Consider the following 18269-nt stretch of genomic DNA (forward strand, 5'->3'; position numbering starts at 1 on the left):
CTGATTTTCAAGCCCGGACAGCCAGCATTTTTTCGATGGTCAGCCTGGCCCGCTCAGCGATGTCTTCGGGTACTGTTACCTGGTGCTCTTCCCGCTCCAGGGCAGTCAATACCTTGTCCAGGGTGATGAGCTTCATATTGGGACAAACCGCCTGCTCCGAAACCGGGTAGAACTTTTTACCGGGATTTTCTTTCCGCAGCCGGTAGATTATGCCCATCTCCGTGCCTACAATAAGCTCCCTGACTTCCGGCAGACGGGCGTAGCGGATCATGCCGCCGGTGGACAGCACCTCATCGGCCACCGCCGTGACTTCGGGCCGGCATTCGGGATGCACCACCGCCGGGGCTTCGGGATGCTGTGCCTTAAGTTCCATGATGTGCTCCGGCAGAATGCGGGCGTGGGTCGGGCAGTAGCCCGGCCAGAAATGAATGTGCTTGCCGGTCTGCTGCTGCACATAATAGCCCAGGTACTGGTCTGGCACAAAGATTATCTCTTCATCCGGCAGGCTTTTCACTACGTTGACCGCGTTGGCCGAGGTGCAGCATATATCGCTTTCCGCCTTGACCTCAGCGGTGGAATTGACATAACAAACCACTGGTCGGCCGGGCAGTTCCTCTTTCATCCGCCGTAGTCCGGCCCCGTCCACCATGTCGGCCATGGGACAGCCGGCGTGCCGTTCCGGCAGCACCACTTTGCTGCCCGGGGCGATGATGGCCGCCGTCTCCGCCATGAAATGCACCCCGCAGAAAACAATCAGCTTAGCCCCGGTCCCCGCCGCTTTCTGAGCCAGTTCCAGCGAATCACCGACAAAATCACCGATGTCCTGTATCTCGCCCAACTGGTAGTTGTGCACCAGGATAACCGCGTCCTTTTCCTTTTTCAGCGCCTCAATCTTGTTGACAATATCATCATTATTCATCATGACAATTCACCCTTTCCGCGCCGGTATATACGTTCATCCGCCGGCCACGCACAAAACCAATCAGGGTAATGCCCAGCCTTTCGGCCAGCTTAACCCCGGAGTCAGTCGGAGCGCTGCGGGAAATCAGCATCGGTATGCCCCGTCGGGCAGTTTTCAACAGGATTTCCGAGGAAATGCGCCCGCTTACCAATAACATTTTATCCCTGGTGGCAATATTATCCAACAAACAGCGGCCGAACACCTTGTCCACCGCGTTGTGCCGCCCGATGTCCTCAGAGAACAACTCGATGTTATCGCCCCCAGCCAGTGCCGCCGCGTGAACGCCGCCGGTAGATTTGAATACGCTGCTCTGGTCCTGGAACGCGCGCATCAGCCGGTACACTCGATCCGGCGTGGTCTTCATATCTGACTCTACCGGAGGGCTGGATACGTCGGCGGCGGAATAAAAAGTGGCGCCGCGGCCGCAGCCGGAGGAGATAAATCGCTTCCAGATGCGTCCGGCTTCCCCCTGGTCTTTGGCGCTGACCCTGGCAATACCCCTGGTCTCATCCAGGAGCAGGGAAGTTATGTCAGCCGCTTCCTCTATAAGGCCTTCGGCAGCCAGGAAACCGGCCGCCAGGTATTTTTGTTCGTCCGGGGAACACAGCATGGTCACCAGTTCGGTATCATTAAAAAATATGGTCAGCGCTGCCTCTCGCGCCACTTCGTCTTCAACGGTTTCCGGCGAGTTCTCGCTGATGCGGGTGATATCCAGCTTTACCGTGTTGTCCATAAGACCCCGTTCAGTTTTCTTTTTTAACTCCAGCTATAATCTGGAACATGCCGCCCAGCGGGGCTTGTTTATCGCTGAGGCTCAGCCCGGCGGCTTCAACCTCGGCTGCCAAATCGCCGCGCATCATGCGGTAGGCGATGTCGTGTTCAAAGACGCGGACAAAAATGCCGATAGCCTGGCGGGCCGGAAAATGCCGCGGCAGGTTGTAGTCCAGCGTCAGGAATTTGCCGCCCGGTTTAAGCACCCGCTGCGCTTCAGCCAGCGCTGCCGCCCGCAGTTCCCGTGGAATTTCATGCAGCCCGTAGGAGCAGATGACGTGGTCGAAAGAGTGGTCGTTGAAAGGCAGTCTGTCCACGCTGGCTCGCTGGAAGCTGACCCAGGGCGCGTTCACCTTTTTTTTGGCCACTGCCAGCATATCCGGTGACAGGTCAACCCCGGTAACATGGCCCTGGTCCGTTTCCGCGGCGATTATGGCCGTGGTAGAGCCGGTGCCGCAGCAGATATCCAACACCCGGTCGGTCGGCTTGAGTCCGGCCATGGCCACAAATTTCTGACGGAAGCGCTTTTCGCCGCCGAAAGGTATAAAGGAAAGCGTAACAATCCGGTCGTATAATTTGGACCAGCGTCGCCAGAAGGAAACACTGTAGTATTCCGGCGTGTTGACGGTGGGGGATTTTTCAGCCATATGCACTCCTATAGGTAGATAGGGGCATTATAGTTATCCGGGGCCGTTTAAGGCAAGCCTTGATGAGGCGGATGAAAGAAAAATATTTTCTGCCGCTGTGTTGTCTCAAAGCTGACTGCAGCCTTGACACTGATTAAAAGGCTGTGTTATTATACTCTTCGCGTCTGAAAATATGATGATAAACATAGCGACATAAAACGCAGGAAACGGTGTTAACCAAGGCGGCTTGGTGGAAACACCAGGCCGTTTCTTATTATATTGAACCTTAACAATTGAATATCGCCAAAATTTAGTAAGGTTATCTCAAATCTGAAGCAAGTCAAGCGGGAAAGAGCGCACGGTGGATGCCTTGGCATCAAGGGGCGATGAAGGACGCGGCAAGACTGCGATATTCCTCGGCTAGCTGTCTAGCAAGCTTAACCGGGGGTTTCCGAATGGGGCAACCCGGCCAGGTAAAACCTGGTCACTCTCAGCTGAACACATAGGCTGAGTAGAGGCAACCTGGGGAAGTGAAACATCTCAGTACCCAGAGGAAAAGACAAGATTCTCCTAGTAGCGGTGAGCGAAAAGGGAACAGCCCAAACCTTACAAGCTCAGTGGTTTAACGGCCTAAGCTTGTAAGGGGTTGTAAGACAGATGACGTCCGGCGTTAAACGGGCAAAGGAGTTACAAACCGAACTCTAGTTGAAGGTCTCTGGAAAGAGCCACCATAGACGGTGACAGTCCGGTAAATTAAAGAGCTAGGCTCCTTAATCTGTTCTTGAGTACCACGGGACACGCGAAATCCTGTGGGAATCTACCATGACCACATGGTAAGGCTAAATACTCTTGATGACCGATAGTGAACTAGTACCGTGAGGGAAAGGTGAAAAATACCCCGAGAGGGGAGTGAAATAGATCTGAAACCGTGCGCTTACAAGCAGTCGGAGTTCCGGTTTACCGGAATGACGGCGTGCCTATTGAAGAATGAGCCGACGAGTTAATCTTTGTAGCCTGGTTAAGCAACTACGTTGCGGAGCCGTAGCGAAAGCGAGTCTGAATAGGGCGTTTTGTTGCAAGGATTAGACCCGAAGCCGGGTGAGCTATCCATGGTCAGGGTGAAGCTTCGATAATCTCGGAGTGGAGGCCCGAACCGGTCAACGTTGCAAAGTTGTCGGATGAACTGTGGATAGAGGTGAAATGCCAAACGAACCCGGGGATAGCTGGTTCTCCTCGAAATGTATCTAGGTACAGCCTCGGATGTTCGCTTATGGAGGTAAGGCACTGGATGGACTAGGTGGGAGAGATCCTGTCGAATTCAACCAAACCAAGAATGCCATAAGCTCAAGTCCGGGAGTGAGACTATGGGGGCTAAGCTCCGTAGTCGAAAGGGAAACAGCCCAGACCATCAGCTAAGGTCCCTAAGTACAGACTAAGTGGTAAAGGAAGTTGGACTACCCAGACAGCCAGGAGGTTGGCTTAGAAGCAGCCACCCTTTAAAGAGTGCGTAATAGCCCACTGGTTAAGTGGTTCTGCGCCGACAATCCAACGGGGCTCAAGTCTGTCACCGAAGCTATGGATCACGATTCGTCGTGATGGTAGAGGAGCGTTCCTCTCGCAGTGAAGTCGTCACGTGAGTGGCGGTGGAGCGTGGGGAAGTGAGAATGTCGGCATGAGTAGCGTAAGGTGTGTGAGAAACACACCCACCGTAAACCTAAGGTTTCCTACGCAAGGTTAATCCGCGTAGGGTTAGTCGGGCCTAAGCCGAGGCCGAAAGGCGTAGAGCGATGGACAGCTGGTCATCATTCCAGCACCGCCGCTGTGGAGGCAAAGGGGGGACACGGCAGGATAGACTAGGCATACCCATTGGACATGGTGTGTCACCGGTCAAAGGCATCTGAGGGCAGGTAAATCCACTCTCAGGCTAAGCTGAAGGCCGGGGGAAGTTGCGGAGAGATCCAAGACGATCTAGTTGAGTCCATACCGTCAAGAAAAGCCTCGTTGCCATTGAAGCAGTGGCGCCCGTACCGCAAACCGACTCTGGTAGGTGGGGGTAAGTGTCCCAAGGTGATCGAGATAACCCTCGTTAAGGAACTCTGCAATCTAGCCCCGTAACTTCGGGATAAGGGGTGCCGTTCTCTGAACGGTGGCACTAAAGGGGTCCGAGTGACTGTTTATCAAAAACATAGGTCTCTGCTAAAGCGTAAGCTGATGTATAGGGGCTGATACCTGCCCAGTGCTGGAAGGTTAAGGGGAGAGGTTAGCGCAAGCGAAGCTTTGAACCGAAGCCCCAGTGAACGGCGGCCGTAACTATAACGGTCCTAAGGTAGCGAAATCCCTTGTCGGGTAAGTTCCGACCCGCACGAATGGTGTAACAACTTGGACGCTGTCTTAACGAGGGACTCGGCGAAATTGAAATACCCGTGAAGATGCGGGTTTCCCGCCACTGGACAAAAAGACCCCGTGGAGCTTTACTACAACTTGGCACTGAGACTGGGTTTACCATGTGTAGGATAGGTGGGAGGCTTTGAAGCCGGAGCGCCAGCTCCGGTGGAGCCATCGTTGAAATACCACTCTTGATAAATTTAGCCTCTAACCTCGGAGCAAGCCGGGGGACAGTGTCTGGTGGGTAGTTTGACTGGGGCGGTCGCCTCCCAAACAGTAACGGAGGCGCCCAAAGGTCTCCTCAGGGTGGATGGAAACCACCCGTAGAGTGCATTGGCATAAGGAGGCTTGACTGTAAGACCAACAAGTCGAGCAGAGACGAAAGTCGGGCAAAGTGATCCCACGGCTCCTTGTGGAAGGGCCGTGGCTTAACGGATAAAAGCTACCCCGGGGATAACAGGCTTATCTTGCCCAAGAGTTCACATCGACGGCAAGGTTTGGCACCTCGATGTCGGCTCGTCGCATCCTGGGGCTGTAATCGGTCCCAAGGGTTGGGCTGTTCGCCCATTAAAGCGGCACGCGAGCTGGGTTCAGACCGTCGTGAGACAGGTCGGTCTCTATCCGTGGTGGGCGTCCGGAGATTTGAGGAAAGCTTTCCGTAGTACGAGAGGACCCGGAAGGACGGACCAATGGTGTATCAGTTGTTCCGCCAGGGGCATTGCTGAGTAGCCAAGTTCGGCACGGATAAGCGCTGAAAGCATCTAAGCGCGAAGCCGGTTCCAAGATTAGATCTCCCTTCCTTCGCGAGAAGGATAAGACCGCAGGTAGACTACCTGCTTGATAGGCCACAGGTGTACGCACAGTAATGTGTTCAGCTAAGTGGTACTAATGGTCAAGGGCTTGACTTGCTTCAGAGTTGAGATAACCAGATATTTGGCGGCGATATTTAAAAGGTTCTATTTAACAATTTAATAACTTTCGTTAGAAAGTCTCTTGGTGATTAGAGCGATGTGGACCCACCCGTTCCCATCCCGAACACGGCAGTGAAACGCGTCAGCGCAGACGATACTGAGGAGGCGACTCCTTGTGGAAAATATGCCATCGCCAGGGGACTTTTTATATTTTACAACTCATACAGCCTGACCGCTCAGCGGCCGGGCTGTTTTGCTTTATCCTTTGTGTAAATTATATATTGCTGCCGCGGTCTCATTAACTCAACCCAAAATCAGCCCAGGATAATCCGGCCACCAGGGCGGAGAGCAGAAAAGACAATCCGATCCAGGCGAAAGTAACTATAAAACCCACCGCCAGCATCTTGCGAGCCCGCCCGGAGTCGCTGTCCTTGACCACCGCCCAGGCGATAATACCGCCCAGCCAGGCGAAAAATATGGGCAGCAGCCACCAGGCGCCTGAGGGTTTCTCTTTTATCTTTTTTTCAGGCGGCACCGGGTCTTCGACACCCATAGCATTGCCGCAGCCTTCACAGAAACGGGAACCGGCCGGGTTGGCGGTACCGCAGCGCTGGCAATAAATCTGAGCCCCGGTTGGCCCTGAAGCAGTTTTGACTGAAGCCGCAATGGTAAGCTCAGCACCGCACCCGCCGCAGAATCGAGATCCGGCTTCATTGGCTGTCTGACATTTCGGACAGTGCATATTAACTCCTTGTGATTATCGTCAGGCTGTCTGTCTTCCGCAGTTATTGCAGAATCTTTGCCCCTTTGTCATACGCTGGCCGCATCCGGCGCAAACCGCGGCTTCAGATGACGCCTTCTCTGCTAGTTGACGGCCGCAGCTGCGGCAGAAGCGGCGGCCGGGTGAATTGACCTCACCGCAAGCCGGACATGGCCTGTCTGTGGCAGCGCCATTTTTATCGGGCGCTATCAGCAGTCTCCTGGCCACCAATGTACCGTTCATACCCAGCGCTATGCCGGTGGCCAGGTATATTGAAGAAAGGCCGTAGGCTGCCAGTTCTTTCTGGCCCATTAATGCCAGCAGCTGGGTCGCGGTGAATGTCAGCCCCCAGATAAGCAGGTACAATACGGACCTCTTGGCTGTTACCCTGTCGCCTGAGACCGTTATTCTGGTGGTGAAACCCTGGAAAATTCCGGCGCCCAGGCCGGCACCCATCAACCCCCACGACAACATTGTCGGCTCTCCCAGGTTGAGCAGAAAACTATACAATGCCAAAAACAGACCGGAGAACGCCATCTGAACCAGGAGGCCGGACAACACCAGCGGTCGCGGTTTGCCAATCGTCCTGACCATGGCCAGTACCGATAACGCTACCAGTAATATGGAGGCATATCCAACCACAGACAATAAAGTATTCAGCATTTTATGGTTTCCTGGCCTGGCCGCAGAAATTACAGAAACCGGTACTTTTCCTTATTTGCCGCCCGCAGTTGCGGCAATAGGCCGTTTCAGGATCGGTACCGGCCGATAAACTGGAGCCGCAGCCACGGCAGAACTTGGATTTATTAGATGAAATTGCCCCGCACCTGTCGCACTTAATTTCACCCGTCATTCTCTTAATGTAATCCTGCCAGGCGCTCTGTATTACAGTGGTTAATTCGCCGGTTGGTTTTCCGGTTTCCCAGCCCCTTCCGGAGTAGCGATACCATTTACCGGATCCGGACCCAATGGTCCAAACGTCTCTTGCGGAATCGTAAAAGCGCAGCGTGCGGAGAGCATCGTTATATTGGCGGAAGGAAAAATAGCCTCTCCGGTAGGCTTCGCACAGGTAATGGAACAGCAGCTCCGCCTCTACCGGATTGTATTTTCGAGGTAGTACCAGTGTCGCTGCGCTGTTTTTAGGTATATCGGTCACCGCGGTCAATCCTTTATCCTGTTGTAGATATCCATAAATTCCCGCACGTCACCAGGATTGTTCGGGTCCGGTAAATCGCTGTGTTTGTCAAAATACTGCTGCCATGCCTGGTGTGCCGCGGCGTCCTTCTGATATATTCCAGTGGCATCAATCAAGCCACGGGCATCAGGTTCAACGTAATCCCGTGCAATATTGGCAAAACCGGACATATCCCTGGCACCGCCCTGGGAATTGGTCAGAGACGTCAAGTTCATCAATCTGCGTATTATGCGTATTCCGTCGGTTCCTCCTTCTTCCACCTTCTCTCTATTGACCTGCTGCACCAACTGGGATGGATCATCTCCGGAGAGAGCCGAATTCAGCTTGCCGCCGCTGCCGAAAGGAGCGTTGTTTTTTACGATCTGTCCGGCGCGAGCGTTGGCCGCGTCCTGGGCATCTCTTTCTTCAGGCGTCAGGCTCTGTCCCCAGCCGGTGTATCGCTGAATCTGCTGCCACCAGCTTTCGTCTTCCGGTGGGGGCGGGCCGAAGATCGATGGTCTGACGGCCGGCGGTTGCGGGTCCATTTTGCCGCCTTCTCTAATCAGGTTGTATATCGTCTGGAAAAAACCGTCGTCGCCGCCGGCTATCATAATCCCATCAGCCGGGTCTTCCGGCGGCGGTATTTCCGCAATCTCTATCGGTGGTCTCAGTTCAGGCGGGAGGGTGTCATCTTGCGGTTCGCCCTGGTAATTGTTGTCAATAGTTTCTCCCGGGACAACAAAATAGGGTTCTTCATCGGGAACAGGTTGACTGCTGCCTTCGAATCTATTGATAAGCAAGGCTGTTCCTCCGGCCAGTACCGCCGCTGCCAGACCGGCCGCCGCGGTGGTGCCCGAAGCGCCGAAACCGCTGGCCAAGCCGGTTGCGGTCTCGTTGTTTGAGATATCGGCGCCATCGGTATGATGCCACACCGCCTGCTGGGCGTCACTGCCGAAATTGCCCGCCTGGTTGATATTATGCAGCGTCTGCAGCAGGCTGCCAGTGGCGAAACTGCCTGCGGAGAAGGTATCACTGCGGCCTGGGCCGGCGTCATGCTGTTCACCGCAGAAAGCAATTATAAGACTCTGGGAATTCCCCGGCGGGACGTTGATCGTTTCCCCTCCGGCGGTGTACATCGTCTGGACGCCGCTGTTGGCCGGCACCATCGACAGGCCGATGGGGACCCTAATCGAAAGGGTACTGCCGGTATTATTATTGAAGCTGGCTAGCAGTGATTGTCCGTAGTAACCCTGGCCGGAGCCGTTGACCACCACTGAAATTCCCGATACGTTGCCGTTCATGATATCCTGGATCTCATAATCGGCGGCGGAATGGACAGCGGGGAATAAACCGGCGAACGCGGCGACGCATATAATAAGTATTTTGGGGATCGGGTTTTTCATAGATGCGCCCCGGGATACTGATTTTGTTCTACTTTATACCGCCCCCCGGTTATTGTCAATAACTTTATACACTGCTTTTCCCCTCGTTTATCTGTTCGGAACGCAAAAAAGCCCCCTTACAAAAGGGGGCTTTTTTTATCTTGCTAGTAAGCTATTCTTCGGCGCTGCCGCCGTTGTTGTCACCGCCCACCAGAGCCGGATGCTCTTCTTCTTCTTCTTCCTTGGCTTCCGGCTGCGGCGGCGCCGGTTTCACGGTAAAGGTCAGTTCCTCGCCCTCGCCGGCGGCATCCACCACCACCGTGTCGCCCGGTCCGTAGTCGCCCTTGAGCAGCTTCTCGGACAGCTTGTCCTCTATCATGTCCTGGATAGACCGCCTGAGCGGCCGGGCACCATAAACCTCGTCGTAGCCCTTGCGTCCCAGTATGTCCTTGGCCGCCTCGGCCACTTCCAGGCCCACGCTCTTTTCCTTGAGCTGGGTGGTGACTGAAACCAGCTGCAGGTCCACAATCTGGCGTATCTGCTCCGGCGTCAGGGAGTGGAAGACCACCGTGGAGTCTATGCGGTTCAAAAACTCCGGCCGGAAGTTCTTCTTGACCTCGGCCAGCAGCTTGTCCTTCATCTTCTCGTAGTTGGCCTCCACCGCTTTTTCGCCGTCGGTAGCCGTGCTGAAGCCGATGGCGCCTGATCCTTTGCGGATCAAATCAGCGCCGATATTGGAGGTCATGATGATGATGCTGTTGCGGAAATCCACCCGCCGTCCCTTGGCGTCGGTCAAATGCCCGTCGTCAAAGATCTGCAGCAGTATATTGAACACATCGGTATGCGCTTTCTCAATCTCGTCCAGCAGTATCAGGCAGTAGCCCTTGCGTCTTACCGCTTCGGTCAGCTGGCCACCTTCGTCGTAGCCCACGTAGCCGGGAGGCGCCCCCACCAGCCGGGACACGGCGAATTTTTCCATGAACTCACTCATGTCAATGCGCACCAGGCTTTCCTCGGAGCCGAACATGAATTCGGCCAGCGCCCTCGCCAGCTCTGTTTTACCCACGCCGGTCGGGCCCAGGAACACAAAGTTGCCAATCGGCCGCCGCGGGTCCTTCAGGCCGGCCCTGGCCCGCCTGACCGCCTTGGCGATGGTATTTATGGCTTCTTCCTGGCCGATGATGCGCTCGTGCAGCACTTCTTCCATCTTCAGCAGCCGCTGGGTTTCGTCGCCGGTCAGCTGCAGAAGCGGCACGCCGGTCCACATGCTGACCACGTCGGCAATGTCTTCCTTGCTCACCTTGGGCTTCTCCTGCCCCTGCTCCTGCTGCCACTCTTCTTCCATCTTGCGCCGCTTTTCGGCTATCTGGTATTCCCGCTCGCGCAGTTCGGCGGCAAAGTCGTATTGCTGCGTTGCCAGCGCCGCTTCCTTGTCGCGGCGGTAGGAATCCTCGGCTTTTTTCATATCCTTCAGCGGCATCGGCTTGGTGCGGTGCCGGATTCTCACGCGGGAGGAGGCCTCGTCAATGATGTCGATGGCCTTGTCCGGCATGAAGCGGTCGGAGATATAGCGTGAAGCCATGCTGGCCGCCGCTTCCAGGGCGTCATCGGTTATATCCAGCCGGTGATGCTCTTCATAACGGCTGCGGATGCCGCGCAGTATCTCAATAGTATCTTCCAGTGAAGGCTCTTCCACCAGTACCGGCTGGAAGCGCCGTTCCAGGGCGGCGTCGCGTTCAACATGCTTGCGATAGTCGTCCAGGGTGGTAGCGCCGATAATCTGGATTTCGCCGCGGGCCAGTGAAGGCTTCATGATGTTGGCCGCGTCCACCGCGCCTTCGGCGGCCCCGGCGCCGACCATGGTGTGGAATTCGTCGATGAAGACCACAATATTGCCCACGGAGCGCAGCTCTTCCAGGATCTTTTTCAGCCGTTCTTCAAATTCACCGCGGTACTTGGTACCGGCCACCAGTGAAGCTATGTCCAGCGACACCAGCCGCTTGTTTTCCAGTGTTTCCGGCACATCGGCGGCTGTAATGCGGTGGGCCAGTCCTTCAACTATGGCAGTTTTGCCCACGCCCGGTTCGCCGATGAGCGCCGGGTTGTTTTTAGTGCGTCGGGATAAAATCTGGATAACCCGGTCAATTTCCTTCTGTCTTCCCACCACCGGGTCCAGCTTGCCGGCCCGGGCGGCGGCGGTCAGGTCCAGGGATACCGCGTCCAGGTTAGGCGTCTTGCCCTGCTGTGACGGCCTGGCGGCCTTGACCGGTCCGGGACGATTGACGCTGCCCTGTGACAGCACCCGGGTAATCTCGGCGCGCGCCTTTTCAATGGTGATGCCGAAGCTGTCCAGCACCCCGGCGGCCACGCCTTCGCCCTCGCGCAGCAGGCCCAGCATCAGGTGCTCGGTGCCTATGTAGTTATGGTTCAGGCTGCGCGCTTCGTCAATAGCCAGCTCAATGACCTTCTTGGCCCTTGAGGTCAGGCCGGTTTCGCCGGAAGACGGCTTTTCGCCGCGGCCGATGACAAATTCCACCGCGGAACGCAGCTTGGCCAGGTTCACGTCCAAATTGGTCAGTACCCTGGCGGCCACGCCGTCCTCTTCTCGCACCATACCCAGCAGAATATGCTCGGTGCCGATATAATTATGATTCAAGTTCTGGGCTTCTTCCTGCGCGTAGGTCAGTACGCGCCGAGCCCGCTCCGAGAACTTATCAAACCTGCTTGCCATGATTAATAAACCTCCATTGGATACTATCCATTATAAGCCAAAAAGGCAATACCGTAAAGCGCTTTAGCTATAAAATACGTTTCAGCCGGTGTCTTCCGCCCGGCGGCGGCGCTTTGGCGCCCCCGGCAACAGCTATAACGTCCGGTTCCGCCACGGGTCAGCGGCGGGAAAAAATAAAATTCGGCAAAATGTTTTTATTCCGCTTCAGCCGGCGTTTCCGCCCGGCCGGTCAGCGCCGCCGCCAGGGCCTGCTTGATGTCGCGCGCGTGGACCAGCTGAAAGTCAGCTGCTGGAGACTTGGCCCGGGCTGAGGCCGGCACCAGCGCGCGGCGGAAACCCAGCCGCGCCGCCTCGGCCAGCCGCCGTTCCACCTGCGGCACGTTTCTGATCTCGCCGGAAAGCCCCACCTCGCCTATGGCAATAAGATGCGGGTCAACGCTGATGTTTTTATAGCTGGAGGCCACGGCAATGGCCGCCGCCAGGTCAGCCGCCGGTTCATCCACCTGCAGCCCGCCGGTAACCGAGGCAATCACGTCCTGGTTGCCCAGCTTGAGATATGCCCGGCGGGAGAGCACCGCGGTAATAATCAGCAGCCGCCCAAAGTCCAGCCCGTTGGCGGTACGCCGCGGCTGGCCGAAGCTGGTGGCGTTGGTCAGCGCCTGTATCTCCACCAGCAGCGGGCGTGACCCTTCCAGCACCGGCACCACTGCCGAACCAATGGGGTGCTGCCGGTCGCGGGATAAAAAGACCTCGGATGGGTTCTGCACTTCTCTCAGGCCGTCGGCTTTCATTTCAAATATACCCACTTCGTTGACCGAGCCGTAGCGGTTCTTGACCGAGCGCAGGATACGGTAGCTGGAAAAGGGTTCTCCTTCCAGGTACAGCACAGCGTCAACAATATGCTCCAGCAGCCGCGGGCCGGCAATAGCGCCGTCTTTGGTCACGTGGCCGGCAATCATCACCGGCGTCCGGTTCGCCTTGGCCCAGGTCACCAGGCGTGCCGCGCACTCTCTCACCTGGCTGACGCCCCCCGGCGCCATTTCCAGGTCAGCGGTATGCACTGTCTGGATGGAATCTATAATCACCAGGCAGGGACTTAGTTTATCCATCTCGTCGATGATGGCTTCCAGGTCGGTTTCATTAAACAGGTACAGCCCCTGGCCGGGTATTTTCAGCCGGGCCGCCCGCATCTTGATCTGCGGCCGTGTTTCCTCGCCGGAGACATACAGCACCGGGGAAGCGCTGTTTTCAGCCATCCGCGCCGCCACCTGCAGCATCAGGGTGGATTTGCCTATGCCCGGCTCGCCGCCTATGAGTGACAGGGAACCGGCTACCAGTCCGCCGCCCAGCACCCGGTCCACCTCGGCCATGCCCAGTGTGGTGCGTTCGGAGCCGTCGGAAAGGTCTATTTCGGAAAGGGCTTGTGAGGTATTGCCGGCTTGGGCGCCGCGGCGCCTGGCCGCCGGAGTTTTGGCGGCGCTTACCGTCTGTTCAAACAGGGTGTTCCACTCTCCGCAGCCGGAGCATCGCCCCTGCCACTTGGCACTCTCATGGCCGCAGCCGGAGCAGACAAAAATAATGCGTTGTTTGGGCATGGGGGAACTTTAGCGCATCGGACCTGGTGGTGCAAGTAATACCCGGCAACTAAAACAACAAACTGAATACTGACAACTGTGAACTGTTAACTAAAAAACTGAATACTGACTACTATAAACTAGTAACTAAACAAACTGAAAACTGACAACTGTAAACTGATAACTAAATAAACTGAAAACTGAAAACTGTGAACTGATAACTAATAACTGATAACCGCCCTTTAACTCCAACGCCCTCGCCGGCGTCGCTCCCGGATGGGTTCGTGGGACATGGGCATGGCCTCAACCATATTGACTACCAGTCCCTTGAGACGCTTGCCGTTCATGTTAGCGATGGCGGAACAGCCTTCCTTGTTAGAGGGCATCTCCACGTAGCCATAGGCGGCTGTCTTGCCGCTGCCGAAATGCTGGTCATTCTTGATGGTTACGGTGATTACCTGTCCATACTGGGAGAAAAGCTGCTTCAGTTCACTCTCGGTTACACTCATCTCCAGGTTTCCCACGTATATGTTCATGTTGCTCATGCTTCCTCCGTTCTTCCGCCCGATAAATTTATATCCCCGGCCGTTGATAATTTGAGATTTATATATACTTTGTCATTCTCGGCGAAAGCCGGGAATCCATAAACTAAAAACTGCTAACTACTGATAACTGAAAACTGAGAACTGAAAACTCTAAACTACTAATAACTGACAACTGAAAACTGACTACTTAACCGTTTTGGTCCTTTGAATTTAAGTATTAGATATTGTTTAGTGATTAGAAATTAGATATTAGTGCTTAAAAAGAAACAGGCCGAATCTCTCCGGCCTGTTTCTTTTTTTTTCACAAAGTTTTGTTAATTAGCGTGAATTAACTTTGCGGTAGCAGTCACTGCAATAGACCGGTTTGCCATTACGGGGTTCAAAAGGAACCTCGGTTGACTTGCCGCAGTCAGAACAGGTAGCCGGAAACATCTGGCGAGCGCCGCCGCCGTAGCCGCCGCGTCCACCGCCGAATCCGCCGCCGTAACCACCGCCACTGTTGCGCTCGGCCTTGCGGGCTGAACGGCAGGTAGTGCAGCGCTTGGGTTCATTAGTGAATCCTTTTTCCGCAAAAAACTCCTGGTCTTCAACACTGAAGGTGAAGGTGGAGCCGCAGTCGCTGCAGGTAAGGGTTTTGGGTTGATAAGCCATCTGGATGACCTCCTCTCTTTAATACTCGTTAGGGCTGGTCATCCAATGCTTTATGAATCGAAGGGCGATTCAGAATTTAGTGTAATAACCTAAACTAACTACTACCAATATACAGCATGTCTGGGGAATTAGCAAATTGGGGTGATTGTTATAATAATTTCCTCTCCGTTTTTCCCCAAATTACAACGGAGCTTGATTCCCTGAATGCATCTCATTATTTTGCCGCAAGTTCACCTGAGTATATACTGGAAATGGGTAATTAGTTCAGGCAATATTGACAGTGCTTGTTTGGAGTATTATATAAATAGATATAGTATATACCTATGGTATATACTATCATATAGTAGATTTTTGAATATAACCATAGTATATTGTCTGTAGTTACTTTTTGTATTTACTGTTTGGAGTTATAATTGGTAGATATTAATAATAAAATCGGGCTAGTGAAACTTGATGGTTGCAGGTGTAGGTGCAGCCATGAATGGTTACCACGAAGTGATGAGAAACCTAGGGTGTGTCCAAAGTGTAAGAGTCCTAATTGGGATAAGCCACTACGTTTTTCGAAAAATAACGTTGATAATAGTTTGCGAATTGGAATAAATTCAAATGCGTGAAGCAGATATTAGAAGTAGTCTAAATCGAACTGTACTGACACTCTTCCCTAAGGATCATGAAACATTAGTTGTTAACGAATTCGGTATATGTCAAGGGGAGGCCAGGATAGATTTGGCTGTAATTAATGGTAAGATCCATGGCTTTGAAATTAAAAGTGAAAATGACACCCTTGACCGCTTACCATTGCAACAGGAAATATACAGCAGAGTATTTGATACCATCACGATTGTTACTGGAGATAAATATATTGACACTATCTCACGATATATCCCAGAGTGGTGGGGCATATTGTGGGCTCGGCAAGTCGGGAAGAATGTGAAATTAGAGACCATTCGTGAATGTAAAAATAATCCAAGTATCGATCCTTATGCTCTCGTGCAACTATTGTGGCAAAGTGAAGCTCTTTCAATTTTGGAAGAATTAGAATTAGCCTTCGGTTTAAAAAGTAAGCCTCGCCGTTACCTATGGTCTACTCTGGCCTGTAACTTACCAGTACAGCAATTATCGACGATTGTTAGGGAAACGCTCAAGAACAGGGCGTCTCTAAAGAGACGAGGTAGTTTGAGATTTGATTCACCACGAAAGAAATGTGATGGTTCACGCCTACAGTCACCCAAGTTGTCTGGTTCCCGACCCCTTCTGAACCAATAGAACACTGATAAATGTAATTATCACTCCAACTGAATTCTGATCCGCTATATTCCGGTAAGGTAGTCAATTGTCGACAGAGTTCTCGTGTTTGATCTGAACCTCCTCTTTTGATGCTTGTGCCTTTCACGATTATCCAATCATTGTCAAACGTATATTTTATTTTTGCACCCAATTGCATTATCCTAGGATCTATATCTAACAATTCTGGATGGACAACAGTATAGTCTCCAAAACTTGGCATTCTCGGAATCCTTGATGCATTGTGGAATAATGATGTCCACAATTGCCATTCAACTCTACTTATCAAACTAATCGAGTTAGGTTCAAATCCACTCATTGTTTGAGGGAAAGCGGTAGCACACAATGTTAAGGTTGCCCATCGTTCTGGATCTGGTAATGACCGAATTATATCTCTAATAGAACGTGTCAATAAGCCCAGTTGACTCGACTGAATCTCTTTAAGATCAATTACTAAATGAATTTGAGGTTTCTGTACTTCGAGATTTGAAACAAAATTTTCTAGTGCTTGTTCAAATTCGTCGTTATCAATATCGGATATTTCAATTCTAATGCAATACCCACTACCGTCTTGCTGTGTTATCTCCTTAATCGCTTTTGTGTAATCTGGGTCTCTATTAATCCCTGTTACCGGGATTAACGGTAAATCCTTGGCTCTTGCTTGAGAAAAGATACTTAATAAGGGATGGGTTCCACCGATTGTTTCGGATGTAGGGATTAAATTCATATCCACAAAAAGTGGTCTGTTTTTTCCCCAATGATTCGCAATATTTGGAATGAAATTTTTTAAGTGATCTTCGATTGTTTTTGCGGGTTCTTCTTCATCAAAATCCCATGGAATTGAGGGCACTTCCACTAAGGGTGTGATTGAATCCTTAACTTTATCAGTGAGTTCTTTTAGGGCTCTAAATTCTCCCATTTTCCCTTTAATAACTGGGACATAATGCTCAACTCCAAAATTTAACATATAATATAACCTCCGTTTCAATGTCACCTATAGTAGATGATATCTCAAAGATCGAGCAAACCCTTCAATTCCGGGAAATAACGTTGCAGAATTGACATTCATTTTCCATAGATCTTTGAGTATAGCCTCTCTCAGAAAATCTTGTACAATTATTTTAATAACAACAACCTTATTCAATTCAGTTGAAGTGTGTATATCTGGATTATAGTCGGCAGACGCCCGGTTCTTGAAAACCTCATCACTTTTTCCAAATACTGCAGCCAAATTCGCCTCAAAATTGACAGCAAGGTTCATTGGAAATAAAAAAAGCCCTTGTTGGATTGCTAGTCTCTCATTCATACGAGTGGGTTCTACAGGAAACACCATACTTACATTATCATGTTTCCAAATAAGCTTGTTCAGTTCTTTGTTGTATTTCAGATTGAGTTCTTCTTTATTTCGATATTCATTTCCAATCTTCATTCTCTCTTTGAATACACCATTGACAATATCTAGATTGATTGCCCAGATTGCTGCATCTTCATTTGGGTCTGACTTTTCAACCGCGAAAAATGCTGCTACATAGAAGGAATATGAAAAATCAAGCAAACGAGTTACACCGCCATAATGCTGGATTAGGGCAAGCCATTCAAGGTGTTGGTCCGCTGTTGGCACAGAAGACAAATAATGGTGCCCACGTCTTTTGAATTCCCAAAGAATAGCCTTTTCTTTTTCTGAGTTTGTAATCAACTTATCATTAGAATCAACCGAGTCGATTGCTCTTTCTAATGTTGTGGATAATTCCCAATATTCTCTTGTTTGCCCACGAAAGGCCCATTGCCCACTCAGATCTGAGGCTAAACGTATTGTTTCATCCCAAGATTTGGTTTTTATTACTTTAAACAAAATGAAAATCCCACGATTTGTTTTTGTATTAACTTATTAACCGCTGTTTTTATAGTATTGTCACACTGCAAGATTATGGCTCTTTCTTGAGTGCTACTAATATTGTAGCTTGATTCAATTCTTTTTGACTCAGGCCATTATAAGGTCGCAGTAGTCATGCCGCAAGGAAAAAGGTTTAATATAAGTATATTTTTAGTATTTAACTCGTCCCTTAGGTTGGAAACCATCCCCACAAAAACCCCATCATCTATCCATAATCTGTTCATAATCCCCTTTTATAATGGGTATAGAAAGGTTAGAAAACCTAAAAACATCAGGAGGAAGAAAATGACTAAGAAACTAAGGACTCTGCTGGTATCACTGGGAGTGGCGGTGGTGATGCTCTTTGCCTTTGCCGGTGCCGCGATGGCGGCTGGATTCGGCGGCGGTGACGCCCCTCGGCTGCAGGAAGACTGCCCGCTGGCTGGTGAATGCACCAGTGACTGTGACCCCATCCAGCAGCGACTGGGCCAGTCGGAAGACCGGGTGCCCGGTGAAGGCGGCGGCCAGGAGCGCGCCCGGGTTCAGGACTGCGTTATCCCGGTTGAGTAACTGGTAACAACTGAACAGGTAAAAGGGAAGGGGAGTTCCGTTTGGAACTCCCCTTCTTTGGTTTTATACAG

The 18269-nt window shown here is 52.1% G+C and carries 14 protein-coding genes, 2 rRNA genes and 1 pseudogene; 4 read left to right on the forward strand and 13 right to left on the reverse strand.

The window, feature by feature from the left end:
- Positions 1-7: 7 nt before the first annotated feature.
- Genes nadA through ACZ48S_RS01725 form a run of 3 tightly spaced genes read right to left on the reverse strand, consistent with a single transcriptional unit; the run spans position 8 to position 2379 of the window.
- Positions 8-919, reverse strand: a complete 912-nt coding sequence (gene nadA, locus ACZ48S_RS01715) for a quinolinate synthase NadA (RefSeq protein ID WP_464214615.1) — start codon at positions 917-919, stop codon at positions 8-10.
- On the reverse strand, positions 912-1694 hold the full coding sequence (fdhD, locus tag ACZ48S_RS01720) for a formate dehydrogenase accessory sulfurtransferase FdhD (RefSeq protein WP_464213453.1): 783 nt from the start codon (positions 1692-1694) through the stop codon (positions 912-914). Before fdhD ends, nadA begins: the two co-directional genes overlap by 8 nt.
- A gap of 10 nt (positions 1695-1704) precedes the next feature.
- Positions 1705-2379, reverse strand: a complete 675-nt coding sequence (locus ACZ48S_RS01725) for a class I SAM-dependent methyltransferase (protein WP_464213455.1) — start codon at positions 2377-2379, stop codon at positions 1705-1707.
- A gap of 317 nt (positions 2380-2696) precedes the next feature.
- Here ACZ48S_RS01725 and ACZ48S_RS01730 point away from each other — a divergent pair.
- Together ACZ48S_RS01730 and rrf are read left to right on the forward strand one after the other, a co-directional pair.
- A 23S ribosomal RNA gene (locus ACZ48S_RS01730) occupies positions 2697-5651 on the forward strand.
- Between the two features lie 84 nt (positions 5652-5735).
- Positions 5736-5853, forward strand: a 5S ribosomal RNA gene (gene rrf / locus ACZ48S_RS01735).
- Positions 5854-5952: 99 nt separating this feature from the next.
- On the opposite strand, the gene ACZ48S_RS01740 is transcribed toward rrf, so the two are convergent.
- From ACZ48S_RS01740 to ACZ48S_RS01775, 8 genes are all read right to left on the reverse strand, one after another.
- Positions 5953-6396 (reverse strand): zinc ribbon domain-containing protein, encoded by a 444-nt coding sequence (locus ACZ48S_RS01740; RefSeq protein WP_464213457.1) that lies wholly within the window; start codon positions 6394-6396, stop codon positions 5953-5955.
- 21 nt (positions 6397-6417) lie between these two features.
- Positions 6418-7077: a zinc ribbon domain-containing protein gene (locus ACZ48S_RS01745; RefSeq protein WP_464213459.1), complete on the reverse strand. Its 660-nt coding sequence runs from the start codon at positions 7075-7077 to the stop codon at positions 6418-6420.
- A 1-nt stretch (position 7078) separates the two neighbouring features.
- The gene (locus tag ACZ48S_RS01750; protein WP_464213461.1) at positions 7079-7570 is read right to left on the reverse strand and encodes a zinc ribbon domain-containing protein; all 492 of its coding nucleotides are present in this window, start codon (positions 7568-7570) and stop codon (positions 7079-7081) included.
- Between the two features lie 5 nt (positions 7571-7575).
- A complete protein-coding gene (locus ACZ48S_RS01755; RefSeq protein ID WP_464213463.1) occupies positions 7576-8991 on the reverse strand; it encodes a hypothetical protein in 1416 nt (471 codons plus the stop codon).
- Between the two features lie 151 nt (positions 8992-9142).
- A complete protein-coding gene (locus tag ACZ48S_RS01760) occupies positions 9143-11701 on the reverse strand; it encodes an ATP-dependent Clp protease ATP-binding subunit (protein ID WP_464213465.1) in 2559 nt (852 codons plus the stop codon).
- Positions 11702-11895: 194 nt separating this feature from the next.
- Positions 11896-13296 carry a DNA repair protein RadA gene (gene radA / locus ACZ48S_RS01765; protein ID WP_464213467.1) on the reverse strand — a complete coding sequence of 467 codons (1401 nt, stop codon included), beginning with the start codon at positions 13294-13296 and terminating at the stop codon, positions 11896-11898.
- Positions 13297-13517: 221 nt separating this feature from the next.
- Positions 13518-13820, reverse strand: a complete 303-nt coding sequence (locus ACZ48S_RS01770; RefSeq protein WP_464213469.1) for an RNA recognition motif domain-containing protein — start codon at positions 13818-13820, stop codon at positions 13518-13520.
- Between the two features lie 318 nt (positions 13821-14138).
- Entirely contained in the window at positions 14139-14471 is a 333-nt protein-coding gene (locus ACZ48S_RS01775; RefSeq protein WP_464213471.1) for a zinc-ribbon domain containing protein, read from the reverse strand.
- A 606-nt stretch (positions 14472-15077) separates the two neighbouring features.
- On the opposite strand from ACZ48S_RS01775, the pseudogene ACZ48S_RS01780 reads away from it, so the two are divergent.
- Positions 15078-15566, forward strand: a pseudogene (locus tag ACZ48S_RS01780) (sce7726 family protein); the annotation flags it as partial.
- Positions 15567-15612: 46 nt separating this feature from the next.
- Here the strand turns inward: ACZ48S_RS01780 and ACZ48S_RS01785 are convergent.
- Positions 15613-16722, reverse strand: a complete 1110-nt coding sequence (locus ACZ48S_RS01785; protein WP_464213473.1) for a beta family protein — start codon at positions 16720-16722, stop codon at positions 15613-15615.
- A 27-nt stretch (positions 16723-16749) separates the two neighbouring features.
- Positions 16750-17607: an FRG domain-containing protein gene (locus ACZ48S_RS01790; RefSeq protein WP_464213475.1), complete on the reverse strand. Its 858-nt coding sequence runs from the start codon at positions 17605-17607 to the stop codon at positions 16750-16752.
- Positions 17608-17934: 327 nt separating this feature from the next.
- Here ACZ48S_RS01790 and ACZ48S_RS01795 point away from each other — a divergent pair, with 327 nt between their 5' ends.
- Positions 17935-18198, forward strand: a complete 264-nt coding sequence (locus ACZ48S_RS01795) for a hypothetical protein (RefSeq protein ID WP_464213477.1) — start codon at positions 17935-17937, stop codon at positions 18196-18198.
- Positions 18199-18269: the final 71 nt, after the last annotated feature.

The sequence above is a fragment of the Dehalogenimonas sp. NIT-SK1 genome, from assembly GCF_055384165.1.